Annotated in this window: 21 protein-coding genes and 4 pseudogenes; 4 read left to right on the top strand and 21 right to left on the bottom strand. The window is 45.1% G+C overall.

Annotated features, from left to right (window positions below; translation table 11 throughout):
* Nucleotides 1-14: 14 nt before the first annotated feature.
* The 9 genes from JO375_RS12985 to JO375_RS12945 form a co-directional block, all read right to left on the bottom strand.
* Complete coding sequence (locus JO375_RS12985) at nt 15-692, bottom strand: hypothetical protein (protein WP_229524867.1); 678 nt, start codon at nt 690-692, stop codon at nt 15-17.
* A 130-nt stretch (nt 693-822) separates the two neighbouring features.
* Nucleotides 823-1,338 (bottom strand): hypothetical protein, encoded by a 516-nt coding sequence (locus tag JO375_RS12980; RefSeq protein ID WP_229524866.1) that lies wholly within the window; start codon nt 1,336-1,338, stop codon nt 823-825.
* 352 nt (nt 1,339-1,690) lie between these two features.
* A complete protein-coding gene (locus JO375_RS12975) occupies nt 1,691-2,992 on the bottom strand; it encodes a pyrimidine-nucleoside phosphorylase (protein WP_229524865.1) in 1,302 nt (433 codons plus the stop codon).
* 31 nt (nt 2,993-3,023) lie between these two features.
* Nucleotides 3,024-3,731, bottom strand: coding sequence for a purine-nucleoside phosphorylase (gene deoD / locus JO375_RS12970; protein WP_229524864.1), 708 nt, complete (start codon nt 3,729-3,731; stop codon nt 3,024-3,026).
* Between the two features lie 39 nt (nt 3,732-3,770).
* The gene (deoB, locus tag JO375_RS12965) at nt 3,771-4,952 is read right to left on the bottom strand and encodes a phosphopentomutase (protein ID WP_229524863.1); all 1,182 of its coding nucleotides are present in this window, start codon (nt 4,950-4,952) and stop codon (nt 3,771-3,773) included.
* A gap of 31 nt (nt 4,953-4,983) precedes the next feature.
* Nucleotides 4,984-6,162 carry a NupC/NupG family nucleoside CNT transporter gene (locus JO375_RS12960; protein ID WP_229524862.1) on the bottom strand — a complete coding sequence of 393 codons (1,179 nt, stop codon included), beginning with the start codon at nt 6,160-6,162 and terminating at the stop codon, nt 4,984-4,986.
* 76 nt (nt 6,163-6,238) lie between these two features.
* Nucleotides 6,239-6,634 carry a cytidine deaminase gene (locus JO375_RS12955; protein WP_229524861.1) on the bottom strand — a complete coding sequence of 132 codons (396 nt, stop codon included), beginning with the start codon at nt 6,632-6,634 and terminating at the stop codon, nt 6,239-6,241.
* Nucleotides 6,635-6,664: 30 nt separating this feature from the next.
* Nucleotides 6,665-7,327: a deoxyribose-phosphate aldolase gene (gene deoC / locus JO375_RS12950; RefSeq protein WP_229524957.1), complete on the bottom strand. Its 663-nt coding sequence runs from the start codon at nt 7,325-7,327 to the stop codon at nt 6,665-6,667.
* A 208-nt stretch (nt 7,328-7,535) separates the two neighbouring features.
* On the bottom strand, nt 7,536-8,471 hold the full coding sequence (locus JO375_RS12945; RefSeq protein ID WP_229524860.1) for a sugar-binding transcriptional regulator: 936 nt from the start codon (nt 8,469-8,471) through the stop codon (nt 7,536-7,538).
* Between the two features lie 280 nt (nt 8,472-8,751).
* On the opposite strand from JO375_RS12945, the gene JO375_RS12940 reads away from it, so the two are divergent.
* On the top strand, nt 8,752-9,165 hold the full coding sequence (locus JO375_RS12940) for a chemotaxis protein CheW (protein WP_229524859.1): 414 nt from the start codon (nt 8,752-8,754) through the stop codon (nt 9,163-9,165).
* Nucleotides 9,166-9,532: 367 nt separating this feature from the next.
* On the opposite strand, the pseudogene JO375_RS12935 reads toward JO375_RS12940, so the two are convergent.
* Nucleotides 9,533-10,414, bottom strand: a pseudogene (locus tag JO375_RS12935) (Tn3 family transposase); the annotation flags it as partial.
* Nucleotides 10,415-10,527: 113 nt separating this feature from the next.
* Here JO375_RS12935 and JO375_RS12930 point away from each other — a divergent pair.
* Entirely contained in the window at nt 10,528-10,941 is a 414-nt protein-coding gene (locus JO375_RS12930; protein ID WP_229524858.1) for a YopX family protein, read from the top strand.
* A gap of 51 nt (nt 10,942-10,992) precedes the next feature.
* Here the strand turns inward: JO375_RS12930 and JO375_RS12925 are convergent, their stop codons facing one another.
* The 8 genes and pseudogenes from JO375_RS12925 to JO375_RS12890 form a co-directional block, all read right to left on the bottom strand.
* Nucleotides 10,993-11,529: a cysteine hydrolase family protein gene (locus tag JO375_RS12925; RefSeq protein WP_229524857.1), complete on the bottom strand. Its 537-nt coding sequence runs from the start codon at nt 11,527-11,529 to the stop codon at nt 10,993-10,995.
* A gap of 392 nt (nt 11,530-11,921) precedes the next feature.
* Nucleotides 11,922-12,944 (bottom strand): annotated as a pseudogene (tnpC, locus tag JO375_RS12920) (IS66 family transposase); the annotation flags it as partial.
* A gap of 139 nt (nt 12,945-13,083) precedes the next feature.
* Nucleotides 13,084-13,358, bottom strand: a pseudogene (locus JO375_RS12915) (ArsR/SmtB family transcription factor).
* Nucleotides 13,359-13,460: 102 nt separating this feature from the next.
* Entirely contained in the window at nt 13,461-14,408 is a 948-nt protein-coding gene (locus tag JO375_RS12910) for an oxidoreductase (protein WP_229524856.1), read from the bottom strand.
* 201 nt (nt 14,409-14,609) lie between these two features.
* Nucleotides 14,610-15,322 (bottom strand): annotated as a pseudogene (locus JO375_RS12905) (DsbA family oxidoreductase).
* A 246-nt stretch (nt 15,323-15,568) separates the two neighbouring features.
* A complete protein-coding gene (locus JO375_RS12900) occupies nt 15,569-16,183 on the bottom strand; it encodes an FMN-dependent NADH-azoreductase (RefSeq protein WP_229524855.1) in 615 nt (204 codons plus the stop codon).
* A 300-nt stretch (nt 16,184-16,483) separates the two neighbouring features.
* Nucleotides 16,484-17,128: an NAD(P)-dependent oxidoreductase gene (locus JO375_RS12895; protein ID WP_229524854.1), complete on the bottom strand. Its 645-nt coding sequence runs from the start codon at nt 17,126-17,128 to the stop codon at nt 16,484-16,486.
* Between the two features lie 47 nt (nt 17,129-17,175).
* Nucleotides 17,176-17,835, bottom strand: coding sequence for an SDR family NAD(P)-dependent oxidoreductase (locus JO375_RS12890; protein WP_229524853.1), 660 nt, complete (start codon nt 17,833-17,835; stop codon nt 17,176-17,178).
* 328 nt (nt 17,836-18,163) lie between these two features.
* Between JO375_RS12890 and JO375_RS12885 the strand changes: the two genes are divergently transcribed.
* Together JO375_RS12885 and JO375_RS12880 are read left to right on the top strand one after the other, a co-directional pair.
* The gene (locus JO375_RS12885) at nt 18,164-18,745 is read left to right on the top strand and encodes a TetR/AcrR family transcriptional regulator (RefSeq protein WP_229524956.1); all 582 of its coding nucleotides are present in this window, start codon (nt 18,164-18,166) and stop codon (nt 18,743-18,745) included.
* Between the two features lie 312 nt (nt 18,746-19,057).
* On the top strand, nt 19,058-19,651 hold the full coding sequence (locus JO375_RS12880) for a recombinase family protein (RefSeq protein WP_152381718.1): 594 nt from the start codon (nt 19,058-19,060) through the stop codon (nt 19,649-19,651).
* Between the two features lie 193 nt (nt 19,652-19,844).
* On the opposite strand, the gene JO375_RS12875 is transcribed toward JO375_RS12880, so the two are convergent.
* The 3 genes from JO375_RS12875 to JO375_RS12865 form a co-directional block, all read right to left on the bottom strand.
* Nucleotides 19,845-22,952 carry a glycosyl hydrolase gene (locus JO375_RS12875; RefSeq protein WP_229524852.1) on the bottom strand — a complete coding sequence of 1,036 codons (3,108 nt, stop codon included), beginning with the start codon at nt 22,950-22,952 and terminating at the stop codon, nt 19,845-19,847.
* A 579-nt stretch (nt 22,953-23,531) separates the two neighbouring features.
* Nucleotides 23,532-24,641, bottom strand: coding sequence for a bifunctional diaminohydroxyphosphoribosylaminopyrimidine deaminase/5-amino-6-(5-phosphoribosylamino)uracil reductase RibD (ribD, locus tag JO375_RS12870; RefSeq protein WP_229524851.1), 1,110 nt, complete (start codon nt 24,639-24,641; stop codon nt 23,532-23,534).
* Nucleotides 24,638-25,402, bottom strand: a complete 765-nt coding sequence (locus JO375_RS12865; RefSeq protein WP_229524850.1) for a GTP cyclohydrolase II — start codon at nt 25,400-25,402, stop codon at nt 24,638-24,640. The genes ribD and JO375_RS12865 overlap by 4 nt, the downstream gene beginning before the upstream one ends.
* Nucleotides 25,403-25,504 lie beyond the last annotated feature (102 nt).

Genomic DNA, 25,504 nt, shown 5'->3' with positions numbered 1-25,504 from the left:
ATGAGGAATATTGCTTAGTTGGTTACGGTTTCAAGGTTAATCGAAAAAACTCCAAAAACCTTCGGATTGTCTGCAGCTCTTCTCAGCCACAGCTCACCCGAGCCAACCATGACTCCTTGGTAATTGACAAACAAATCATCCGTTTTTTGATTCACCAGCGCCTCACGAATCGCATCCGTAAAAATCTGATCATACTTGGCCATGAAATCTTTCTTATTCGGAATCGTTAGCGATTTTTCGCTATCATTGACACGCAGAGGGTACAAAATATAATTGGCTACCTTCTCCTTGTCATTGTCGGCAACAGCTTTCTGCAACGCTTTGAACGTGTTCAAAAAAGATTTTGGATCCTGAATGCCTGCAACCTCAAAAGGATTTTGAGATGAATTGGAGGCTGCCGGTGAAGAAGGTGCATTCGACGAAGCGACCGGGGCCGAAGGGCTTGGCTTTTGCGCGTCGTCAAGCTCACTGTTTTCTGTAGGAGCACTCTCTTTCGCTGCTTTGTCACTTTGAGCTGAACTGCTACGATCTGCATTTGTTCCGTTCTCGACTACACTTGCAGGGCTTCCGGTAGCGCCGGTTTCAGCTTTCTGCTCCTGACCACAACCGGCGAGAGCTACAAATGTAAATGTAAGTAAAATGGCTGTGAGCGACAGCCTCCATGGCAGCTTTTGATTACTGAAATCATGCATTTTGGGCACAACCGGGTCATCCTTTCTGCTTCTGCTTTCTGCTCTGACCTATTCTGTTCATTAAGTCTTTAACCCGTTCTATTGTAACATAAGTATGCTTATGACCACATGTCACCCGTTTGGAAAGAGATTACAGTGTAATATAGGCGAAGGTTTTTACGATTCCTTGAGAACCATCTTCCGTGCTTACGCTCAAAATCAGCTCATCCGAGGAGACACTTGCAGCTTCAGTTTCAGTTTCAGCCTTCGGCTTTACAAACAGCAGATCATGACGTTCTCCCGGCTGCAGCGTTCCTTTGGCAAATCCGCTCGCTGTTCCTTGCAGAACTGCTCCTTGCAAGTCTGAGCCATACGAACGGTTGAGCTTATACTGGATGGGCTGCTTTCCAGTATTCTTGATACTGATGTACAGCTTGCGCCCCTCTTCAAATGCAAAACTCGTTTCACCTTTCCCTTCGAAATACATTCTTTGATCATGTACGATTCGCTTCGCTACACCTTCCTGCTTACTCTGCACGTCAAGCGGTACGGCTGGGTGCGTCACGCCCGATGTTGATGTTGAATGTGCGTTTAACGGATAGCTTGCAAAAGTAACATAGCCTACAATCATCCCCGCAGCGCCCATCCAAACCCATTTTTCCACCATTTGATGTCCTCCTTCAAAAAACATGTTGAAGCTATACTGGATTGCATTCAGTCGTTACCAGGATTGAACAAATGAACGGCTTAACTTCTTAGCAGAAGCCCAGCAAAAAAGCCGGACTCATATCTATTATGAATCCGGATTCCATATTTTCCAAACCTATTCAAAAGTATCCTCTCTATCTGTCCGTGCCAGTAACATCTCAGGAGCTTTCCAGACGCGGATCAAAATTGGCGGTTCCGTTATACACAAGCTTTACTGAAAAAAATGAAAAAGCCGGAGCCCCCCTGAATATGGAGCCCCGACTCTATCCGCTATTCCATGAAATCTTGAATGGATTTGGCCTACCTTGTGCTTATTCTGTTACCGTTCCGTAGATCAGGACTGGCGCTTCCGCGTGATCCGCAATCCGGATGTTCGCATAGATTTTCTCCAGCACCTGGGCTACGTCTTCACGGTTAGCATGGATGGTAACCAGCGAATCGCCTTTTTTAACCGCATCGCCGACCTTTTTGTTCAGCATCAAGCCGACAGCCAGATCAATCTCGGATTCTTTGGTCGCACGTCCTGCTCCAAGCAACATCGCAGCCGTACCGATCTCGTCAGCCACGATTTCGGCCACCACACCGTCCTGCTTCGCTGGCACTTCAATGCGATACTGTGCCTGCGGCAAACGTTCAGGATGGTCTACAACCGAAGCGTCTCCGCCCTGATTGGTAATAAACGCTTTGAATTTTTCCAGTGCTTTGCCGTTGCGAATAACTTCTTGGAGCTTCGCTTCGGCGTCTTCGAGGGAATCTGCTTTCCCGGCCAAAAAGACCATTTGACTGCCCAAGGCCATACACAGCTCTTCCAGATCTTTAGGCCCTTCACCGCGCAGTGTATCAATCGCTTCCTTGACTTCCAGCGAGTTGCCGATAGCCAAGCCGAGTGGCTGACTCATATCGGAAATAACCGCCATCGTCTTGCGACCGACATTGTTGCCGATGCTTACCATCGCATGTGCCAGTTTTTTGGCATCGTCGACTGTTTTCATGAACGCGCCTGCGCCTGTTTTTACATCCAGTACGATGGCATCGGAACCGGCCGCGATTTTTTTACTCATAATCGAGCTGGCAATCAGCGGTATCGAGTTGACCGTCGCTGTAACGTCGCGCAAAGCATACAGCTTTTTGTCCGCAGGCGTCAGATTGCCGCTTTGTCCGACGACCGCAATTTTGCTGCGGTTCACCAGCTCCACGAATTCACCCTTGCTGATTTCTACGTGGAACCCGGCAATCGCCTCCAGCTTGTCAATCGTCCCCCCGGTATGTCCGAGACCGCGGCCCGACATTTTCGCTACCGGAATATCCAAAGCCGCTACAAGCGGAGCCAGTACCAGCGTTGTCGTATCGCCCACACCGCCAGTGGAGTGCTTGTCGACCTTTACACCTTCAATTGCAGACAGATCAATCGTATCCCCTGAATGAACCATCGCCATGGTCAGATCAGCACGTTCCCGTTCGGTCATATCCTGGAAGAAAATAGACATCGCCAATGCACTGACCTGATAGTCAGGAATTTCACCCTGAGTGTAGCCTTGGATAATAAAATTAATTTCCTCAGTGCTCAGTTCTTTTCCGTCACGTTTTTTTGCAATCAAGTCTACCATTCTCATATGTCATTTCTCCTCACTGTGCGTGTGATCCTTACAGGGATACTGCTGTATCGAGTGCAACTTCCATCATATCTTTAAAGGTCGTTTGCCGTTCTTCCGCCGTCGTTTCTTCACCCGTCAGCAAATGATCGCTTACGGTCAGAATCGTCAGCGCGTTTACGCCAAATTTGGCTGCCAGCGTATACAAGGCTGAAGTTTCCATCTCCACACCCATCACGCCGTATTCCATCAGCTTTTGCACCACCGATTTGTCGTCACGGTAAAAGCTGTCCGAGCTAAACACATTGCCGACATGCATCTTCAGTCCCTTGGCAACACCGCGATCATAAGCGCCCTTCAAAAGCTGGAAGCTGGCAATCGGCGAATAGTCATAGCCGCCAAAGATATGACGGTTCATCCCGGAGTCCGTGCAGGATGCCTGTGCCAAAATTACATCACGAACATGCACATGCTCCTTCATCCCGCCGCATGTACCTACACGAAACAGGTTTTTCACACCGTACTCGCTAATCAGCTCATTGACATAAATACTGATGGACGGCAGTCCCATGCCAGTCCCTTGTACGGACAGTCGTTTGCCCTTATACGTACCTGTAAAACCGAGCATACCGCGCACTTCGTTGTAGCAGGTCACGTCTTCCAGATACGTTTCAGCGATAAATTTCGCCCGCAGCGGGTCTCCTGGCAGCAAAATCGTTTCTGCAATCTCTCCTGGTTTAGCTCCAATGTGTACACTCATTGTTCCATTCCCCCGTCCCATTTGTCTGTACTTATATGTTTACTGAAGCTCTGCCAAAAAACTCGTTCCGTGTTCCGGCAGTTTTACACCGAAGTTTTCCGCTACCGTCGCTCCAATATCCGCAAACGTTGTACGGAGTCCAAGCTCCCTGCCTCCGGCTGTAAAACGCGGGGAATACACGAGCAATGGCACATATTCGCGGGTATGATCCGTTCCCCGGTATGTCGGGTCATTCCCATGATCCGCGGTGATGATCAACAGATCGTCATCCGTCAATTTGGCGAACACCTCTGGCAGACGGGCATCGTAATCGTCCAAGGCTTGGCCGTATCCCTGCGGATCGCGGCGATGGCCGTAGAGCGCATCAAAATCCACCAAATTCAAGAAGCTTAATCCGGTAAATTCCTCATCCAGCGTCGTGACCAGCTTATCCATACCGTCCATATTGGATACGGTGCGTATCGCTTTTGTCACACCCTCGCCGTCATAAATGTCGGAGATTTTCCCCAAAGCGATTACATCCAGACCTGCATCTTTCAACTCGTTCATCGTCGTACGGCCAAACGGCTTGAGCGCATAATCATGGCGATTGGAGGTGCGGGAGAAGTTCCCAGGCTCGCCTACGAACGGACGCGCAATAATGCGGCCCAGCATGTACGGATCTTCCAGCGTGATTTTACGGCAGAACTCGCAAATCTCATAAAGCTCTTTCAACGGTACAACTTCCTCATGCGCCGCAATTTGCAGCACTGAATCCGCTGATGTATAGATGATTAGCGCTCCAGTCTTCACATGTTCTTCGCCCAGCTCATCAATGATTTCCGTTCCGCTGGCAGGCTTGTTGCCAATGACTTTGCGGCCTGTATGCTCCTCAATGCGCTGAATCAGCTCATCCGGGAAACCATTTGGGAATACGCGAAAAGGAACCGCAATATTCAGCCCCATGATCTCCCAATGACCGGTCATTGTATCCTTGCCGTTGGACGCTTCCTGCATTTTGGTGTAATACGCGAGCGGCTTCTCAGCTGCTTGTACCCCTTCTATGGGACGAATGTTGGACAGGCCCAGCTTTGCCATATTCGGCATCTTCAGACCGCCGCGCTCGCGGGCAATATGACCAAGTGTATCTACATCGTAATCATCAAACTTGGCTGCATCCGGCGCTTCGCCGATCCCAACCGAGTCCAGCACGACCAAGTGAATGCGTTTAAATTTAGGCATCTTAAAAATCCTTTCCTGACTTGCTGTTTTTTTACAAAAACAACCCTGCAATCGTTGCCGACAGCACGCTAACCAGCGTCGCCCCGTACAACAGCTTCAAACCAAAGCGGGCCACCACATTTCCCTGCTTTTCATGCAGACCCTTCACAGCCCCGGAAATGATACCGATGGATGAGAAGTTGGCAAAGGATACAAGGAATACGGATACGATCCCAATCGTGCGCTCAGACAAGCCTGTTTGCTTGGTCAGGTCCAGCATGGCCACAAATTCGTTGGATACAAGCTTGGTAGCCATAATGCTGCCCGCCTGAACCGCTTCGCTCCATGGAATCCCCATGACAAAAGCGAACGGTGCAAAGACATAACCAAGCAGCGCCTGAAAGCTGATTCCAAACACCCAGGTGAAAATACCATTAACCATGGCAATCAGCGCCACAAATCCAATCAGCATCGCTGCTACAGTTATGGCGACTTTGAAGCCGTCCATAATGTACTCGCCGAGCATTTCGAAAAAGGACTGCTTTTCTTCCTCTTGAACCTCCAGCAAATCGTCTTCCTTTTCAATCTTGTACGGATTAATAATGGAAGCGATAATAAAGCCGCCGAACAGGTTCAGCACCAATGCGGTAACGACATATTTGGGGTTTAGCATCTGCATGTAAGCCCCCACGATCGACATGGAAACAGTGGACATCGCAGATGCGCACAACGTATACAGCCGATGTTTTGGCAGAAGGCCAATTTGCTTCTTGACGGAAATAAACACCTCGGATTGACCAAGGATAGCTGAAGCTACAGCGTTGTAGGATTCCAGTTTACCCATTCCGTTTACTTTGCTCAAGATAATACCGATATATTTGATGATGAACGGCAGGACTTTAATATATTGTAGAATCCCAATCAGCGCGGAAATGAACACGATTGGCAGCAATACATTGATAAAGAAAGGTGCCGCCCCCTCATTTGCAATCCCGCCAAACACAAAATTGATCCCTTCACCCGCATATTTCAGCAGGCTGCCGAACGCTTCTGCGAACCCCCTGACCAGAAACTCGCCAATCTCTGTATGCAGCAATATAAAAGCAAGTACCGCCTGCAATACAACCATAACCACCAGCGGGCGATACCTGATTTTACGCTTGTCGCTGCTGGCAATGTAAGTTAGTGCAAATACAACGAGCAGCCCGACCAAAGCGATGATATATTTCATTTTATTATCCCCCTCATTACATTGAGCGCTTACATCAGCTATAAAAAGAACGCGCCATTAAAGAGGCATTCTTTTTTTATTTCCCCAAATCCGCGGGGCGAAAAGCACCCGGCAGCAGTTTTTCCATCGTCCACTCTTCCGTGTTGCCATGAAGGTTTGTCAGATATATTTTGGTATCTGAATGAGCAAATTCGGATATGACCTGACGACAGGCTCCGCATGGAGATACAGGCCCTTCTGTGTCTGCTACAACCGCAATCGCATCAATTTTACGGCAGCCTTCGGATACCATTTTGAAAATCGCTGTCCGTTCTGCACAATTGCACAAACCGTAGGAGGCATTTTCTACATTGCATCCGCGGTAAATCGTGCCGTCGCTTCCAAGAACCGCAGCACCGACTTGAAAATTCGAATACGGACTATATGCCTGCTTGCGCGCCTCAAGCGCTTCCTGAATCAATTGATCCTTCATGCGAATCCCTCCATGACCTCAAAAATGAACTTAGTAGGAAGATGTAGACTGCCCGCCCTCGATGATTTTTACACCAGAGCTTGCGCCAATCCGGCTTGCGCCTGCTGTGACTAATTTTTGTACGTCTTCCAGACTGCGAACGCCGCCAGAAGCTTTAACCCCGATTTCAGGTCCTACCGTTTTGCGCATCAAAGCCACGTCTTCCACAGTCGCACCGCCAGTAGAGAAGCCTGTCGAGGTTTTAACAAAATTCGCTCCGGCTTTGACGGACAGCTCACATGCCAGCACCTTCTCTTCGTCAGTCAGCAGACTGGTTTCAATAATCACTTTTACCAGTTTACCGGCTGCAGCTTCGACAACCGCACGGATATCCTGCTCAGCGAGCTGTACATCACGTGTCTTCAGGGCGCCGATGTTAATCACCATGTCCACCTCAGTCGCACCGTTAGCAATAGCATCCTTTGTTTCAAAGGCTTTCGTTGCCGTCGTGCTTGCTCCCAGCGGGAAACCGATAACCGTGCAAACGGCTACGCCCGTACCAGCGAGCTGCTCTGCGGCATAAGCTACCCATGCAGGATTCACACATACAGAAGCAAACTGGTATTTCTTGGCTTCAGCGGCCAATTTCGTAATTTCGTCCTTTGTCGCTTCTGCACGCAACAATGTGTGGTCGATTAATGCTGCAATGTTCATATCTAAAAGCTCCTTCATTTAAAAAATAAGATGAAGACAAATGTCCTTGATTCCTTGTAACGAGATCATCATAGCACGACTTTGAACATATGTAAAACACATTCTGAAATTATGTTCAAAGATATGCGTAACACGGTCACCTGGTGCGCCACTGCACGGTCGGATGGTGCCTCCCATCGCCACAACCATACGCTGGACCCGATGTTTATTACTGTAAAAGTGCTTGTGCCGTAAATTGATCCGTTACCAGAATATTGGCGTACTTGCCGCGCAATGATGCCCGGATCGCCTCCACTTTGCGCTGTCCGCCTGCCACGAGAATAGCCTTTTCCTTCTTGCGCAAATCCGGCAGATCAATCCCGACGGTACGGCTGTTGATTTCCTCGCTGCATATGTTGCCCTCATCATCAAAAAAGCGTGAGCATATGTCGCCCTTACCGATTTTTTGCAGCAGCTTCTGTTCCTCCTGGTTAAAATATCCCAGTCTGAACAACAGCGCATCCTCCTTGACGGTCCCCACCGTAAATACCGCAATGTTCGCCTGCTTGCCGAGCTCAATGATCCGCTGGATGTGCCGATCCTGTTCAACCATTTTCTTAACGGCCTGACTATCAAAAATCACAGGAAGCGGCAAATATCGTGCAATGGTGTGAAAAGCTTCCGCGAACAGATTCACCGTCTCGACGGCATATGTGTTGACATGCGAATGGCTCACGCCACCTTTGAGCTGAACCACCTCAACGCCTTTAACCTGCTTTTGCTGAAGATGAAGTGCGACTGCATGCATTGTCGTTCCCCATGTCACACCAATAATATCCGCATCTTGCACCGTTTCATACAAATAATCGGCTGCCTTCTTGCTGATATGCTTCTTGATCTCCTGGTATTCATTTAACGGCGAGTAGCTAACCAGCACGGTATCCAGCCCGTATTTCTTCTTGACCTGCTCTCCGAGCGCATCCATATCCTCCATTGGATCGACAATGCTGATCCGCACGTATCCCTGCTCCTTGGCAGCCTGAAGCAACCGGGATACTGTAGGACGCGAAACTCCGAGTCTGACCGCGATATCCTGCTGGCTGTAGTCGTTCAGATAATATAATCTGGCTGCCTCGATACATAACCGCTGCTTTTCATAATCCATTCCACCTCAACCCACTTATCTTAAAATGTAGTGCCACCCGGACACAGCCTAGCCCTTAGTATCTGACATAAAGGGACAATAAACGCAGTCTTTTGACCATGTGAATTGGTCTTTTGCAAGATTTAACTGCTAGTTTGTGATATTCTGTGATTAACTGAAGCCATTTTACCGCATCATCAACTTTATAGTTCCATGTGTCAAAACGCAATAGCTAACCCGTTGTACCCGTCTCTTCACAACAACATGTCGTGGATTATCTAAATATGTAAGGAGAATGACTATGTCTGAATTTATTGTGTGCAGTCTGGCGGACAAAAAGTTCGCTTTAAACTTTCTGGAAGTGGAAGAAATCATGAATGCCAAAAAAGGAACACCGCTCCCCTTTTCCGAGGCGTGGCATGAAGGGGTGGTTACCATCCGTGGCAGCGTATTTACGATCCTTAATTTACGAAAAAAACTGCAGTTGCCCGCGTCCAGCGATTCTTCCGAGGACAAAATGATTTTGCTTAGCCGGGCGAAGATCGCCCTGCTCGTCGACCAGGTGGAGGATACGGCTTCAGCCCCGGACAATCAGCTGCAAAGCAATGAGGAAGAGTGGCAGCGCGAGCTGTTCCCTACCGTGCTGGAGCATCGTGGTGCTCTCATTCCGGTGATCGATATGGACGCTTTCCTCGCCTCCACCAGGACCGGCTAAAAGTTTGCATATACGAAAACTCCCGAGTTTGGTATCCCTACAGTAGTAGCAGCTGTTCTTACAGCTTTGTATGGTGTAAACGAGCTTTGTAACTGGAACAATAATGGTTATACTATTTACTATACAACTTTAATAGTTCCACCAACAGGATTCTGTGTTCCTAATTAACCATTCAATAAAAAGATTGAATATAACCCAAACAAAGAAGAAAATGACACAGGAGAAGCCATGTACTTCCCTTGTGTCATTCTTTATATTAGGGGTCACGTCACCAAAAGTGAAAAACTGTACGTTTAGACACAATTTAGACACATTTTAGCCGATTCCCTGTACGTTAAGGTTAAGGAACCGGCTTTTGTTCATTCTCTTACTTTTTGACCCGTAGTGGTCTTAATTGATTAACAGTTCCATCCTGTTTTAGGTTCCACACATAATCTCCCGTTAGCGTAATATGCTCCCAGCCCAACGGGGATATGTGCTGCAAGTATGCCTCTGGAATCTCCATACCTTTTGAACGTAACATTTCGATTGCTCGTTCAATGTATACCGTGTTCCAAGATACAATAGCTGAAACAATAAGTTGAAGGCCACTTGCTCGATGTAACTGATCTTCATACGAGCGGTCTCGTACCTCGCCTAACTGATTAAAGAATACAGCACGGGCCAACGCATGTTTCGCTTCTCCTTTGTTTAGTCCTATTTGTACTCGTCTCCGGTGTTCAGGACTTTGGATCCATTTCAGTGTGTATAGGCTCCTTTCAATACGTCCCATTTCACGTAAAGCCACTGATAGTCCATTTTGACGAGGGTAAGAAGCAAGCTTCTTTAATATAAGAGAAGCTGTGACAGTTCCGATCCGGACAGAACTTGTTAATCGTAATAAATCGTCCCAATGTTCCTTGATCTTTTTGACTTGGATGGTTCCACCAATCATAAAATTTAACGGTGTTTGTAAGGATCGATTAAATGTATAAAGATTGTTATTCTTCACTGTTTTAATTCGAGGGGAAAACCGAAATCCTAGCATATGACACATGGCAAAAACATGATCTACAAAGCCCGCTGCATCTGTATAATGCTCCTCAATCTGTAAATCTGTTTCATGATAAAGCAAACCGTCAATAATATGTGGTGCTTCTTCAGAGGAACTGATAACTTGGACATAAAAAGGATCATATTGATCGGAGATATGACTATAAAAACTCACACCTGAATCTCGACCGTACTTTGCATTCACCTGTGCTAGCCGTCCTTTTCCCTGCTTCCGGAATTACTAGCAGCCAGGCGCACACCAGGAGCGCCACCGGCGCGGCCATGAGCTGAAGCCTGGCACCTGGCACGCGGCTGCTCCCTCCGATCCGTATGCGACAAATCAAGTTTCGTAAATGGGATTTTGAAAGCAAGGAAATGATTGACGGTGATTCTCTGGCGTTTGAAGAGTATCTGCCGATTTGTCAGCATCTTACACAAGATGGGATCATGCAGTACACCGGACTCCAAGATAAGAACGGCAAGGAGATTTACGAGGGGGATATACTAAAGCAAACCTATCATGCGGTTACTGGTAGTTACGATGATCAAATATCATTTGACGGCTATCACATAGGTGCAGTAGTCATTACAGCCAGCCAAGGGGTGTGCATGAAAAAGCCTCTTTGTTACTCAGAAGAAACAGATGAAACAACAGTAAGCAACCAGTATAAAAAGGTCGCTGGATACCGTTGTGAGGTCATTGGGAACATCTATGAAAATAAAGAGCTACTTCAGGTCGCTTAACATAAGAGAAAAAGAAATAAGTGCCCTTGCTTGATACAAGGGCACTGTAAATCAAATGAAAATTTCGTCTGAACTTTTTACTGTAATACGGTTTTTAGCGGTACCAAAACCGTTAAGAACTGAATTATGATGAGCTATGATTTGTTCGGCTTTTAATACAGAACCATCAAATGTTGAATGACAATCATTAATCAGTGTTACATCATAGCCTAATGAAATGGCACGTCTGCTTGTTGTGTCAATACAATATTCAGTTTGTAATCCGACAATTACGAGATGATTGATTTCTCTAGACTCAAGTTCATTCTGTAATTGCGTATCGAGAAATGAATCACTAGCGAATTTTTGAATGACGGGATCATTTTCCCGGGGAGTAATTGCAGGATGTATATGCCAGGTTGGCGCACCAATTTCAAATGGGCTACCTTCTTTTCCGCAATGCTGAATATAAATGACTGGGATATCTAAATCACGGGAGCGATTTATTAATTTCTCAATTCGTTCAACAATCGCATTGCCTTGATAGGGAGGATGCTCGATCATGAATGCTTGAACATCTACGATGAGCAGAGCAGTGTCTTTACTCATTAGAAAATCATCCTTTCAAGCTAAAATGATCTTTCAAGCATAACACCTTGAATGAAAATAATCATGGATAATTTTTACTTAACAAAATATTTCTTGAGTCAATTGGGAACCCACGTCCCAATAGTATGAAAGGGACGTGGGAAAAGCCTACCTACTACGTTTGGTAAGGTTCTTGATCTGTACCGAAGATGTGTCTAAGTGTTACGAGATTGGAGTCTGAAACATTTGGGAAAACAAATTGTACGTGATTGTCTAGTGGTTGAATGTAGTAACGTGATATTCCCGCGTTAGTCAGTTCTCGGCTAAGCCGTAAAGCATCTTCTAAATTGACTTTAACGTAAGCGCAAATTAGCCCCGCCAAGAAAAAATGGTGAGGGCTATTTCTTCTAGGACTAGGATTTCGTGATGCGACAAACATCTGGTAATGACGTCGACCATGGAAGGAAACGGTCCAACTCTTCTCCCTTCGTCACATCAGATAATTGGGGTATTTGTTCAAACAGATAGTTCAGATATTGGAAGGGATTTAGTTGGTTCTCTTTCGCTGTCTCAAGTAAGCTATAGATGATTGCACTGGCTTTTGCACCGCGAGGTGAATTTGCAAACAACCAGTTTTTTCTTCCAATGACAAAGGGTTTTATGGACCTTTCACTTCGGTTGTTATCCATCTCCAGACGTCCGTCTTCTAGAAAGGAAGTCAGTTTCTCCCACTGATTTAAGCTGTAGGCAATGGCTTGACCAACTGCGCTTTTAGGTAGGGTACGGGCTCTTTGCTGACAAAGCCATACCAAATAAGCATCCAAAATGGGCTTGCTCCGCTCTTTTCGGATGGCATACCGCTCTTCTGTGGTTTTTTCCTTAATGTCCCTTTCAACGACAAACAACTGGTTACAGTATTGCAGTCCCTGCTGCGCAACTGTACCTTTCCGCTCTTCCGTTGAAGGTAGGACTTTTAGTGCTTCGTCAAACTTTCGGCGAGCATGTGCCCAACACCCAACAAGTGTCGTATTGGCTACCTTGTGGTATCCCGCATAGCCATCCACGTGGAGATACCCATGAAAGCCTTGTAGATAATCACGGGGATGCTCACCGCCACGAGTCTGTTTATAGTCAAATAAGACAATGGGTGGACCCATTCGTCCCGTTCGATACAGCCACATATAGGACTGTGTTTGTGGAGCTTTCCCTGGTTCACGAAGGACTTGTAGCGTGGTTTCATCCGCATAAAGGACATCCTGACGTAACAGGTGTACACGCATCCTCTCTACAAGGTGAGACAGCCACTTTTCAGCTCCATAGATCATCCAATTGGCAAGAGTCTGTCGTGAGAGAGGAAGACCTAAGCGAGCAAGCTGCTGCTCCTGCCGATACAAGGGCTGACTCTCTACGTACTTTTGGCACATAACATGTGCCAAAAAGTGTAGTATTCATTTAATAACCCTCTATATTTTTATTAATTTAATCATACGAACGTATTTTGCAAAAAAACCACGGTTCTAATAATATGTTGGCAAAGTTGCAGTTGACAGAGAGTTAAACCAATATTTCCAATTTCTAATACGGGTCATCTATATGCAAGGAGTTAATCCGTTGGGTTCCATTTTGCTCGATGAATACAGGTTGCTGTCGCGAAGAACCTTAAGATGTTGGGAAATGGCTGGACGAGACAGCTTCGATTGTTCAGCAATTTCATTGACGGTTAAACGTCCCTTTTCAGAAAGCAATATGATAATTTCCTGCCTTGCTTTATCACTTAAAGCAAGAAATAATGGGCTGCAGGAACGAAAAAAATGGGAACTCGGCTTCTGATCACATGAGTAGTCCTCCAAGACACTTGATGATGTAGGGATGGTTTTCACCGCGCACACAACGGTCAATGGAGACATCTTGTTCACTACACCCTTTCTCTTGTTATAAACAAAAGTGCAGTTTCAAATTACGGGAGGCAAGCCGGGGTCGATCCCTGTCATGTCGACGGATACATCCCACAGTCGCTTGGCAAGCTTCGGATCTCGCGCCTGCTCGGAGCAGGAGCATTCGCGGGAAGGTCCCCGCAACTCGCGTAATCCTGACGGCCCGTAATAGCCGCTTGGCTTTATCTTCCCGGTGGCTGCGTGCAACGCGCCCCAGGCACCCATGGCCGGCGTGGCAAAGAACTGGCCGATCAACGGCATCAGTACTTTGCCAGCCATGCTATCGCGTCCGAGGTCCGTTCCCACAAGGCCCGGGTGGCAGGCCACGACTGTTACTGGCGCTCCCGCCGCCCGCAGCCGCCGGTCCAGCTCGAAGACGAAGAGCAAATTCGCGAGCTTGCTGGCGCTATAGCGCGGGAGCCATTTGTAGCTCTTTTCTGCGTTAAGGTCTTCCCATTCGATCTTCGCGTCTTTGTGTTGACCGCTGCTCGTGACGACGATGCGCGACCCAGGCGTTTCCATGAGCTTGGGCAGCAACAGCGCGGTGAACGCGAAGCAGCCAAGGTGATTGACGCCGAACGTCAGCTCGAAGCCTTGCACAGTGTGCCTCAGCTTCGAACCCTGCACGCCGGCATTGTTGATCAATACATCGATGCGCGGCTCCTTGGCGGCCAATTCGGCTGCGCTCCGCACACTCGCCAGATCCGCCAGGTCGAGCGGCAGGAAAGCGAGGTCAGCTCCGGGGATCTTCCTCCGAATCCGATCCATGGCGGCTTTCGCCTTCGCTTGGTTGCGGCAGGCCAGCAGCACCCGCGCACCCCGCGCTGCCAGCACTTGCGACACTTCGAAGCCAATTCCAGTATTGGCCCCGGTGACGATGATGCATTTGCCCGACTGGTCAGGTACATTGGCATCCGTAAATCCTGTGTGACCGATTTCTCCGCTTTTGCCCGTTTGGCGTGCCAAATAAATCACTCCTCTAATTTTTAGGCTGAGTTCAGCGTCTTTGTTACTTAGGAACATTCTTTCTTGTATTCTTTTTAGTTAAAACTTCTGTTTCATTATTTGAATCTCCATCCCCCATGAAGTTGTTATATAGAAAAATCCAAGAGGGCTCAGCTCTCTAATTATTCTTTTGAGATTTCTGTATCTTTTTTTGAATATTCATTAAAATTCACATGTTCCATCTGAACAATAATCATCGAGCGACGGCTCTAATTTATGCTCTTCAACCTTAGCATTCGCGTACTCTTCTTTCCAAACCCGTTGTAATGTTTCTAAAAATACTTGGCTAGGTTGTGCTCCTGAGATGACATATTTATCATTCACTACGTAAAAGGGCACGCCCTGAATCCCAATTTTTGATCCCTCGGCTCTATCAGCTGCAATATTCTCGCTATATTTATCATTTGCTAAAACATCCAAAGCTTCGTTGCCATCAAGACCTATCTCACTTGTAAGTTGAGCAAGTGTTGCATGGTCACCGATATCTAGTGAATCCGTGAAATGAGCTTTCATAATACGCTCCATAAACTCCTGTATCTTCCCTTTCTCTTTTGCATAATAAGAAAGACGAAGTGCATCATATGAATTCGTAGGAATCATTGTATCAAATTGATAATCTAACCCAACCTCTTTTGCTTTCTGTTTCAATTGATTGTTCAGTGCTTTTGCTTTTTCATATGGGATACCATGCTTGGAAGATGATACTTGATGGATATCCATTCCTGTTTTTTTTTCGCATATGGATCTAATTGAAAATTACGAAATAAGACTTCTACCTCTTCTTTATGTTTAAACTGTTCTAACCCTATTTCAAATTGACGTTTGCCAATATAACAAAACGGGCAAACAAAATCAGACCAAATTTCTACTTTCATCATATGTTCCCCCTTTATTATTTTGATGATTGTGTTTTATCTATTCCCTATTACGCTTGACAGTTTTAATTGTATAACGTAATTTGATATTACTTAGCAAGAATAGGTTTTTAAATTTTTGTCCTCTTGATTCTATAGAAAAATCCCCTCCATTATTAAGTACAATTTAACGTTCTTTTTGTACTAGTCTACTGTGAGGGGATTATGTTAATAAAATCTTTTTAACTATTCCACCAATGCTCTTTTTTAAAAAGTTCGTGCTACCGCTTTTGCCTTTTCAATTGCTGCAGCAACAATTTCTTCTTCTTTAGTTGGATCATAGTCAATACCTTCAACAAAAATCGTTGGAACCACTTCAATCCCAACAAACTTTAGCGCACCTTTCACGTAAGAATCGGAATGCTCCATTCCAATTGCCTGCGAATAAAACCCTCCCATTCCATGAATATGGATTGCTTTTTTCCCTTTCATCAATCCTTCTGGACCTTCTGGTGTATATTTAAACGTTTTTCCAGCACTCATGATTGTATCAAAATAGGCTTTTAATAACGGTTGGATTCCTAAATTCCACATTGAAGACTGAATGATGTATTTATCTACTTCCATAAATTGCTTTGTGAATGCATTAACTGCTTCTACTTTCTGTGCTTCAACATCTGTTAGCGCTTCCCCACTTCTTAACTTCTTTTGTCCAGTTAAGAAATCAGCATCAATTAATGGCACATTTGCATAATAGACATCCACCTCAATTATTTCATCCGTTGGATTTACTTCCTTATATTCATTGATAAATGCTCTTGCAACTTGCGTACTTCTTGATTGCTCCTCACTTTGAGGTGTTCCTTTAACAATTTTTGACATGATAATTGTCTCCTTTATGATTTATTCCCAAACATTTTTTGAATACTCATTAAAAGAATTTACACGTTTCATCTGAACAATATTTTCGGTATGATTCTAAATGATCCCTACAATTTTTGCTGAATCAACACCCTCACACAAAAATATGTGTTATTTAAACGACTAGTGTTGTTTATCTATTAACAACCACCAAAATGACTTATATGTTGTTTACACAACACTTATATTGTATTGTTGTTTTTAAACACCAAATCCGACCATATCTCAATTTTCATTTTGAATGCTCCCTTTAAAGCTGATTTAATTATTATAGACAATGGGCATTTTTCCGATTAATTGGCTTTGCCGAGCGGCGGCATACATGAGTTTAGCCACATTTTCCCTAGAGACGGACATTTTAGCTGGCTGATCGCCGAATGAATAATCATAAGATTGCCCTTTGTATTTGACATTAGGATTAATGATTCGAACGACTGTCCAATCCAGGTTCGATTGTTTAATAATTTCTCCTATCTTCTTCATTTCGGCATAACCATTTGGCATTAAAAGTTTAGGCAATATTCTCGGCAATATCGTCGATAAGCTTTTCTTATCGTCGTCAGATTGCAAGGCTGGCGTCGCGAGTGTAATCAACCTTTTTTTGGTGAACTTCTTCATCGCTTTGACAATCCGGTTATGTCCGTCGGCGATCGGTGTGCCTTTTAGTTTTCGCGACATATCAACCCCGGGGCCTAAGGTGCTTAACACGACATCTGCTTCTGAAACTGCCGTTTCAATGGCTGAAGTGTTCGATAGTTCCCCCGTTACAATGCGTAAATTGGAATGCTTTAGCTTGATTTTCTCAGGGTTTCTAACATATACCGTAACGAAATCTCCGTTTTCTAATGCAAACCGCGTTAGAAGTTGACCGATTGCACCAGTTGCCCCAAAAATAGTGATGTTCATGGTCTTCTACCTCCTTGTGTATAGTGTCCTGAATAAAATCCTCCGATTCACACTTTATCTTCCGTAATAAATTCTTCGACTCGATCTCTTTTGGTGTACATGTCATACCAAATGTCGGCGATTTTGTCTTGAACTCTCGAATTCGGCTGCATCCAGATTCCAATCGAAACATGCCCGGCATAAATACCCTTGTCCTTTAATTCGCTGTTCAAATTGATGATATAATTACGAAGACCAGAAACAGCTATTCCGACATTGCCCATCATTGGTACTGGATCGATTGCGGCACCACCCGTCGTAAATAACAAAGCTCCGCTTTGTTTATCCAGCATATCCGGAAGCACTTCTCGAATACTCGATATCGCACCTAAAACGTTGAATTGAAATTGGTATAGCGCATTTTCTTCTGTTACATCTAATGCGGTTGCTACTGTATCGATACTTGGAGTTGGACTGTATTCAACCACATCAATAAATCCGTATTTCTCCTTGATCGCTGCGAAAGCTAAACTAATTTGGGCTTTATTTAATATATCTGCTTGAAATGATGCTGCTTCAATGCCTAATTGTTCTAGTTCACTAACTAGTTGGTTCAACTTTTCTTCATTACGGGCTATAAGTGCTACACGAAATCCGTTTTTTCCGAACTTCTTCGCAATAGACATTCCTAATCCTGGTCCTGCCCCAACAATTACAATATTTTTCATAATATAATTCCCTCCATAACTTCTTAGCTAAATATTTTTTTATAGAGCTCATTTGTTACGATAGGTACTGCTTTATTTATTAAGAACCAATCGCCTTTTCAATCTTTTGAGTATGATTCTGAATGATCACAACTATTTGCTTGATCAAAACTCTTCCACAAAAACATGTGTTATTTAAGCAACGCTCGTTGTATAATTGATGATAAGATGAAAAAGAACTATTAACAACCACCAAAATGGCTAATATGTTGTTTACACAACACTTCTATAGTATTGTGGGTTTTTAAACACCATTATGTACCCTAAAAAGGAGAAGAAAAAATTGATTATGCCAAAAAAAGATCCGAGAATACTTCGTACAAGACAATTGATTGTAGACTCTTTTCTTTCGTTAGCTAGTGAAAAAGATTTCAACAATATAACGGTACGTGATATCACAGAAAAGGCTACTATTAACCGCGCTACATTTTATGCGCACTTTGACGATAAATTTGATTTATTACATTCTACAATCACCAATACTTTTACAGACAAATTGAAAAAAAGACTAAATGATCACGAGGGATTCAATGAAAAAGTCATTGCAAATATTTTTCTAGCCATGTGTGATCACCATAAAGAGTTAAGCGACCTATGTCCTAAAGGTTATAATTCTTTAGGAACTATTATAGAAAGTAAAATTAAAGAAGAGTTACAGAAGCTAATAGCTGATCTTGTGCTAAAAGGAACTAAAAATACCATTGAATTAGAGGATAAACAATTGGTAACAACCCTATCTACTATGCTAAGTTGGAGTATATACGGAGCTGCATACACATGGAATAAGGATGGAAGACCTATTTCACCAGAAGAGCTAGTGACTAAGACCCTGCCTATATTTAAAAATGGCATGAGTAAGTATTTCCTTTAATGAAACTCATGTTAAATTTCAAATCTTTTTCGCCATTTTAAAGTAGCCTTTACTATTAAATTACGCAACAAAAACGAACGTTTCTGTTACGCTGGTTCGTACCAATTTTTTCAGCTTGTAACTTTACATTTTATTTTGCGCACTTTTGACACGAATAGTTGCGCAGATCCATGTAAGGGACTGAGTGACTAATTACTATTAATCTATCAATAGGGTATACTCTATTGATAGATTGCTCAAGTGTTGATTTTCTTGTACAATCTAACTATCATATACACCTGTCTTTGATTACGTGTTTTTGGGAGGGATTTTATGATTTTTGGGTATGCGCGTGTTTCTTCGTTTGATCAGAACTTGGATTCACAAATTGAACAATTGCGAAATGCAAACGTAGATCGAATTGTTCAGGAAAAAGTATCAGGTGTACAAAATCAGAAAGAGGAATTGCAACAACTACTGAATCGATTAGTTAAAGGGGATACGCTCATTGTTACAAGGATGGATCGTCTGGGAAGAAATACAAAGCAGTTGTTAGAGCTCATTGAAGAGTTAGAAGGACGTGGCATTCATTTGGTCATATTGAATCTGGGGATTGATACTAGAACTCCTTCAGGAAAATTCATTTTAACGGTTATGTCGGCGTTTAGTGAACTCGATCGCACGATGATCAAAGAAAAACAACAAGCTGGCATTGCGATTGCAAAAAGGAAAGGGACATACAAAGGGAAGAAACAGAAGTTTACCTTAAGGCATGACGGTGTCAAACATGCAATCGAATTACATGAAACCACGAATAAACCCATAAAAGAGATCTGTAAGATCACCAATATAAGCGAAGCTACCTTTTATCGTCGATGGAGAGAATATAAGAAACAGAAAGAAAATATACCTACATCTACACACTAAAATGCCTCTTAAAATCGTTGGCAGGTTGCGTATAGACGTGGCCTAGCCAGCTCTACCAAGATATATTTTCATCATTTATTATAATCTTACGTATTTTATATCTTGTCTTACCGTACAGGTAACTGGATAAAATGTGTCTAAATTGTGTCTAAACGTACAATTTTTCACTTTTGGTAACGTGACCCCTATTAGTCTATAGATGGGTATAACTTGCCTTAGGGGTGTCATAAGCCAAGCCATTGCTTTCATAGGTGAACCAATAGCTGATGACCTGACCAGCTGAAAGTCCGGTGACCTTTTGTTCCCAGGCTCCATTATTGTTCATCATGCGAAAATTCATTTGATTGCCGCCGGAAACAGTATAGTGGACATCCACGAATGCCGATGTACTCTCCGGCCGGAACGTAACCAGCGCCTCGGTAGCAGAAATCTTGGAAATCCCTGTCTTTGTAGGGGCAGCCTGATGCGTATAACTTGCCTTAGGGGTGTCATATTGCGCTCCCGCTTTTTCATAAGTAAACCAGTAGCTGACGATCGTCCCGTTGTGGAGGCCTGTAACCCGCTGCTCCCAGATGCCGCCGTTGTTTGTCATTCGATAATTAAGCTGTTGTCCACCTGATACAGTATAATGCACGTCAACATAGGCCGAGGCTGTTTTGGGTGTAAATTGAAGCATTGCTTCACTATCGCTGATAAAACGGGCCTGCACGGTGTAATCCTTCTTTTCTCCGCCTCCGTCATTACCGCCAGATGCTGCTTCCGTAGTGACCTCTACAGCATTGCTGGCCTCAGACAGGTTCCCGGCTGCATCACGAGCCTTAACGGTAAAGCTGTACAAGGTAGCTTCCTTCAATCCTGTTATTGAAGCGGAAGTACCGCTTACCTCTGCCGCCTGAGCTCCGTCCTTATAAACGATATAACCCGTAACGCCAACATTGTCAGTGGCTGCATCCCACTTCAGAGTGACCTTTGAAGCCGTTTTGCTCGCAGCCCGCACATTCGCCGGGCTGGATGGAGCCTCTGTATCAGGCTCGGTATTGCTGCCATCGCTTCCATTTCCGGTATTAAAACTGTTGGGCTGCACGGTAATGCTGTGTCCATCCGAGAAGATTACTGTTTTGACCTGGTTGGTAAAGTTGTATGCTACATAGGTTTTTACCCCGTTTTTATTGAAAACGCCATAACTCGGTGTATTGGCAGTGACGCTGCGATCGAGGTTGCCTATTGCATCCAAATTGTAGATCCAGTGGTAGGCATTCGCCTTTGAATTCCCCGCTTCTGGTGTCATGGCTGCTGCGCGTGCACTGAATTTGTCCTTGGCATCGGACGGGTCCGAGATCGCTCTGTACATGTACACGATATCTTCCCACGGACTAAAATTCCCACCGCTTTTTTTCAGCAGATCGTTATAATTTTTAGCCGCATACTCCGGATATTCCGTCAAATAAAGGGATGCAGAGGTGATTGGAAGCCAGTTGATACCGTGCACCTCTGCGGGATTACTGGTCCACCATGTTGCATTCCCCACCGTTTTACCACCCCAGATCATGCTTGCCGTCGCACTTTGCATGCCTGCAGGGTTGTTTGTGCCATGTACATCAAACCAATATTCGTTAATCGCATTCATTTCTGTTGTATATAGATAAATGCCTAAATCACGAATTTTAGTATTTCCTGTAGCCTCGCCCCATAAAATAACGCCAGCCCAGGCATTCATCGCCTCTGAGGAGGATTCATTGTTGTTGCCATCGCCAAATTTGGCATGTCCCGAAGCCCAAGTGTGCCCGGCATAGGGATCAAAATTACGCAAATACGGGAATTTCGAATCAGATCTGTTGCTATTGGCAATGTCGCGAATGAGCAGATTCACCATTTGGCCCCATTGGGAATCGGATGCCCAGTTCTTGTCTACACGTGCAATTTCAGCCGCAGCCTTAATAAAGTAGCCATAATGGAAATGATGGTCATTTAATTCTATTGCACTGCCAAAGCTGTCAGGATAACCGATCAATGTCCCCCAATTGTTGTTATACACAAATAGACTGGAGCCTTTCAGATTCCCTGAGCTATCACTGGCCTTAAACCAGTCCTGCAACCGGCTTTTGATCTCATTGCGGAACTGGGCCGCTGCTGCGGTATTGCCAACCTGGTCGGCGATCGGCGCCAAAGCTGCCAGCTTGCCCAAACGTTTTCCTGTCCAGTACGTGTCTTTGTCGCCGGAGTAGTTTTCCGCTTTCGCTTCGTTTACGTAGTTATTGAGCGTATTTTTATCATAAGACCCCAAATCGGGCAGGGAAGGGAGTACCCCTGAAAATTTCATCTTCGTTTGAAAAGAAGTACCTTCTGCCGTTTTCATCAGACCGCGTACAGAATTATACGTGTAGTCAAGCAAGGGCTGTAGTGAATTTTTCCATTGATGCGGATACAAGGCAAAAATAGTACCGGCTTGTGTACCTTCCTTCGCTGTTGTCGTAATGCTAAAAGTGGTCGTTACTTCCGAAGAACCTTCGTGATAGCTGTACTGCGCTTTGGAGTTTGTAACGAAAGAATAGGCGTATTGCCTAAATTTATCCAAGGCCTTCGCTGATCTGTCAGGCAATGCTGCCACTGTAAAATAGGTTTCCCTGTTCAGCTGATTAGTCAGGGTATTCGTTCCCAAGCCTGACCAGGTGCTGCCGGAAGGACCAAACAGGCCATAGTGTGAGCCATTGACCGTAATGCCAAGCACAGAGGAATTGGCTGACCCGGACCAGACCTCAGGTACCTCATTAAACGAGAGCTTGGGATTGCCGCCGCCAAACTCAAAATAAACATATGGGGAACCATGTCCGTAGGTAGCGCTCATTTTGCTGCTTCCGCTTTGAAATAATGATTTAACAAACCAATCGCTAAAGCCGTCTACCTTGGCATCCGGAAATGAAGCAGTTGCAGAATGACCAATGGTAAAATCGTTCTTTTCATCCATCCAGCCTGCTACGAATCCCGGATTTACAGTAATTTTCCTGCTCGGGTTAAAAATCCGCAAGCCATTTTGCTGATTTTTCAAGGCAATGGGATGGGGATATTGGGCCTCAGAATGAGACACCCATGCCAGACTGCTCCACCAGTCATTGGTAGGCATCGCACCGGTTACATTCGCTGTTTTGTAAATTTCATTTTGCGGAGTAGCTGCTCCGGCAGGCAGTGTCGTTGAATATGAGCCAGCACCTTGTGTAACCTCCCCCGAAAAGGCTTTAGTAGAAACCGCAGCAGCTAAACATATCAAGCTGGCACTTAACAAGCATAACAACTTTTTTTTCATAACTTATATCCTCCTTTTAAGTCTTTAATCCCTTATGCTGCAATGGTTTTCCCATTTCTTCCAATTGGGATTCGACTACATTGTGCCCCATCCCGATTTCCAGGTCAATCCTTTTACTGCTATTTCTTGGCTAAATAAGGCGAAATGTTCCAAAAAAAAATCTAACTTTCTTTCACCCCGTAAAACATTCACACCATCAGGTATTCATTGCATGAGTTATTCATCCCATTAATCGTTCACCCGAATAAATATTTGGCATAAAAAAAGATCCTCCAGGCTTTTTAGCCCTTCAGATCCTCGTTTTTTGATCTTTAAGTATTGAGTCTTCAATTCTTTAGTCTTTAGTCTTTAGTCTTTAAGTATTTTCGTCCTTCCCCATACTCACACCATTTCGGAAAAATGAGTAACCTTGTGGCGGGCAGTAGCGGAGCGGAGGGGTTGAATCTGGAGAAGCGTATGCGTTGCCTTTGCCCCTGAATTTTAACCCTGTAAGGGGTTATACAATCCAAAAAATTCAGGGGCAACAGCGATCGGAAGATCAACCCCTTCGCGGAGCGCCTTCTCCCATCCACAACTCACTCACTTCTTCCGCCCAAAATACCCTTCTATTCTCAAATCCACGCCAACCTGCGTCACGCTCAAATCTAGCAACCCAACCGCATCGCTCATGGCAGATACACCTTCTCCTCCCAAAAAGCCCGGTGCTTCGCGTCCTCCAACCAGCTTCGGCGCAATATAAAGTACAAGCTTGTCAGCCAGTCCTTGCTGTACAAACGAAGCGTTCACCTCGGCACCGCCTTCCACAAACACCGAAGATACCTCTGCCGCCCCCAGAATATCCAGCATTTGCGGCAGGTTCACCCGATCACTGTCTGCATCCTGTGTCGGGTATACCTTCACACCAAGCTGTTCCAGCTGGCTCCGCTTCCCTTCATCGTAATTACGTCCTGTGAATATCCAGGTAGGCGCTTCACCGTCTGTAATGACGCGGGCATCGAGCGGAATACGCAGGGTGCTGTCCAGAATGATACGAATCGGATTCCGCCCTTCCGGCAGACGTGTTGTAAGCTGCGGATTATCGTGAATCACGGTCTGCACCCCGACGAGAATGCCCACATGCTCGTTACGAAGCCGATGCACATCCTCCCGTGCCGCCTCGGATGTGATCCATTTGCTTTCCGAGGTCCGGGTTGCAATTTTACCGTCCAGCGTCACGGCTGATTTGATCGTAATAAAAGGACGCTTGCTTACAATATATCGGTTAAATACTTCATTCATGCGGATCGATTCCTGCTCGCATACGCCGACGATGACCTCGATTCCCGCATCTTTCAATATCTGCACCCCTCTGCCCGAAACAAGCGGATTCGGGTCCAGCGCAGCGATCACCACCCGGCGAATGCCGGCCTTTACAATTGCTTCCGCACACGGGCCTGTGCGTCCGTGATGGGAGCACGGCTCCAGCGTTACATAAATCGTTGCTCCCCAAGCATGTTCACCTGCCATACGCAAAGCATGAATCTCCGCATGTGGCTCGCCAGGCTTCAAATGAGCACCGATCCCGACAATACGACCGTTGTTAACGATCACTGATCCGACGAGCGGATTCGGTTCTGTTTGCCCTTTGGCACTTCTGGCATTTTCCAGTGCCAGGCGCATATATTTTTCGTAAGTGGTCTGAGTACTCATAGAACCTCCCTGAAATCGAAATCCCGCAAATGGCCGGACCGTTCCACTTTTGTATTCAAATACCGTTCATTATATTGCGATACATCGCCCCACAGCGGCATACGACCCGCCACATTCATACCCGATTTTTTCAAAGCATCCAGCTTTTTAGGGTTATTAGTAATCAACGTGACCGGTTTTTGTCTCAGGTGACGAAGCACACCAATCGCATCGGCATAATTGCGCGTATCATCTTCAAAGCCCAATTGATGGTTCGCTTCGACCGTGTCCAGCCCTTCTTCCTGCAAAATATAAGCCATTGCTTTGCTAAACAAGCCGATCCCGCGGCCTTCATGATTAGCCAGATAAAACAACGCACCCGTTCCATGCTCCACAATCATTTTCATCGATTGGTGAAGCTGAAATCCGCAATCACAACGCTTGCTGCCAAAAATATCTCCAGTATGGCAAATACTATGCATACGAACAAGTGCATTTTCCGACTGTTGAAGATCGCCATACACCAATACACTTGACTGTTGTCCCTCTGCCAAATTCAGCGTGGACAATCGCTTCACAATCGTGTCAGCGGTCGCGTTCAGCAAGTCCTGGCGATCTGTCTCATCCCGCACAGGTAACCAGCAGTACCATTGGAAAACTACAGTTTCCCCTTCCAAATTGACTGGCAGCTTGATGGGTCCTACCAAAATCGTCGAGGATTGCTCTCCGCGAATCGTTTGAATTTTATCGTTAAGCAGCGTAGCTACATCTTTTTGGTTCATCTCTCTGCACCATCCTTTATATCACTCTATCTATCCGGAAACTCTTATATTCAAGGAATAATCATTGCTTTACATGATTGGGGTATATACTTCTTCGATCTA

The sequence above is a fragment of the Paenibacillus farraposensis genome, assembly GCF_020736845.1.
GTDB lineage: Bacteria > Bacillota > Bacilli > Paenibacillales > Paenibacillaceae > Paenibacillus > Paenibacillus farraposensis.
This window is presented reverse-complemented; position numbering and strand designations above follow the sequence as displayed.

What these genes read in the sequence shown, in the direction of transcription:
- JO375_RS12925 (WP_229524857.1), bottom strand. Translation starts at nt 11,529, where the DNA reads ATGAGTAAAGACACTGCTCTGCTCATCGTAGATGTTCAAGCATTCATG.
- JO375_RS12945 (WP_229524860.1), bottom strand. Translation starts at nt 8,471, where the DNA reads ATGGATTATGAAAAGCAGCGGTTATGTATCGAGGCAGCCAGATTATAT.
- JO375_RS12985 (WP_229524867.1), bottom strand. Translation starts at nt 692, where the DNA reads ATGCATGATTTCAGTAATCAAAAGCTGCCATGGAGGCTGTCGCTCACA.
- JO375_RS12930 (WP_229524858.1), top strand. Translation starts at nt 10,528, where the DNA reads ATGCGACAAATCAAGTTTCGTAAATGGGATTTTGAAAGCAAGGAAATG.
- JO375_RS12880 (WP_152381718.1), top strand. Translation starts at nt 19,058, where the DNA reads ATGATTTTTGGGTATGCGCGTGTTTCTTCGTTTGATCAGAACTTGGAT.
- deoC (WP_229524957.1), bottom strand. Translation starts at nt 7,327, where the DNA reads ATGAACATTGCAGCATTAATCGACCACACATTGTTGCGTGCAGAAGCG.
- JO375_RS12875 (WP_229524852.1), bottom strand. Translation starts at nt 22,952, where the DNA reads ATGAAAAAAAAGTTGTTATGCTTGTTAAGTGCCAGCTTGATATGTTTA.
- JO375_RS12940 (WP_229524859.1), top strand. Translation starts at nt 8,752, where the DNA reads ATGTCTGAATTTATTGTGTGCAGTCTGGCGGACAAAAAGTTCGCTTTA.
- deoD (WP_229524864.1), bottom strand. Translation starts at nt 3,731, where the DNA reads ATGAGTGTACACATTGGAGCTAAACCAGGAGAGATTGCAGAAACGATT.
- JO375_RS12895 (WP_229524854.1), bottom strand. Translation starts at nt 17,128, where the DNA reads ATGAACATCACTATTTTTGGGGCAACTGGTGCAATCGGTCAACTTCTA.
- JO375_RS12960 (WP_229524862.1), bottom strand. Translation starts at nt 6,162, where the DNA reads ATGAAATATATCATCGCTTTGGTCGGGCTGCTCGTTGTATTTGCACTA.
- JO375_RS12980 (WP_229524866.1), bottom strand. Translation starts at nt 1,338, where the DNA reads ATGGTGGAAAAATGGGTTTGGATGGGCGCTGCGGGGATGATTGTAGGC.
- JO375_RS12890 (WP_229524853.1), bottom strand. Translation starts at nt 17,835, where the DNA reads ATGAAAAATATTGTAATTGTTGGGGCAGGACCAGGATTAGGAATGTCT.
- JO375_RS12900 (WP_229524855.1), bottom strand. Translation starts at nt 16,183, where the DNA reads ATGTCAAAAATTGTTAAAGGAACACCTCAAAGTGAGGAGCAATCAAGA.
- JO375_RS12885 (WP_229524956.1), top strand. Translation starts at nt 18,164, where the DNA reads ATGCCAAAAAAAGATCCGAGAATACTTCGTACAAGACAATTGATTGTA.
- ribD (WP_229524851.1), bottom strand. Translation starts at nt 24,641, where the DNA reads ATGAGTACTCAGACCACTTACGAAAAATATATGCGCCTGGCACTGGAA.
- deoB (WP_229524863.1), bottom strand. Translation starts at nt 4,952, where the DNA reads ATGCCTAAATTTAAACGCATTCACTTGGTCGTGCTGGACTCGGTTGGG.
- JO375_RS12865 (WP_229524850.1), bottom strand. Translation starts at nt 25,402, where the DNA reads ATGAACCAAAAAGATGTAGCTACGCTGCTTAACGATAAAATTCAAACG.
- JO375_RS12975 (WP_229524865.1), bottom strand. Translation starts at nt 2,992, where the DNA reads ATGAGAATGGTAGACTTGATTGCAAAAAAACGTGACGGAAAAGAACTG.
- JO375_RS12955 (WP_229524861.1), bottom strand. Translation starts at nt 6,634, where the DNA reads ATGAAGGATCAATTGATTCAGGAAGCGCTTGAGGCGCGCAAGCAGGCA.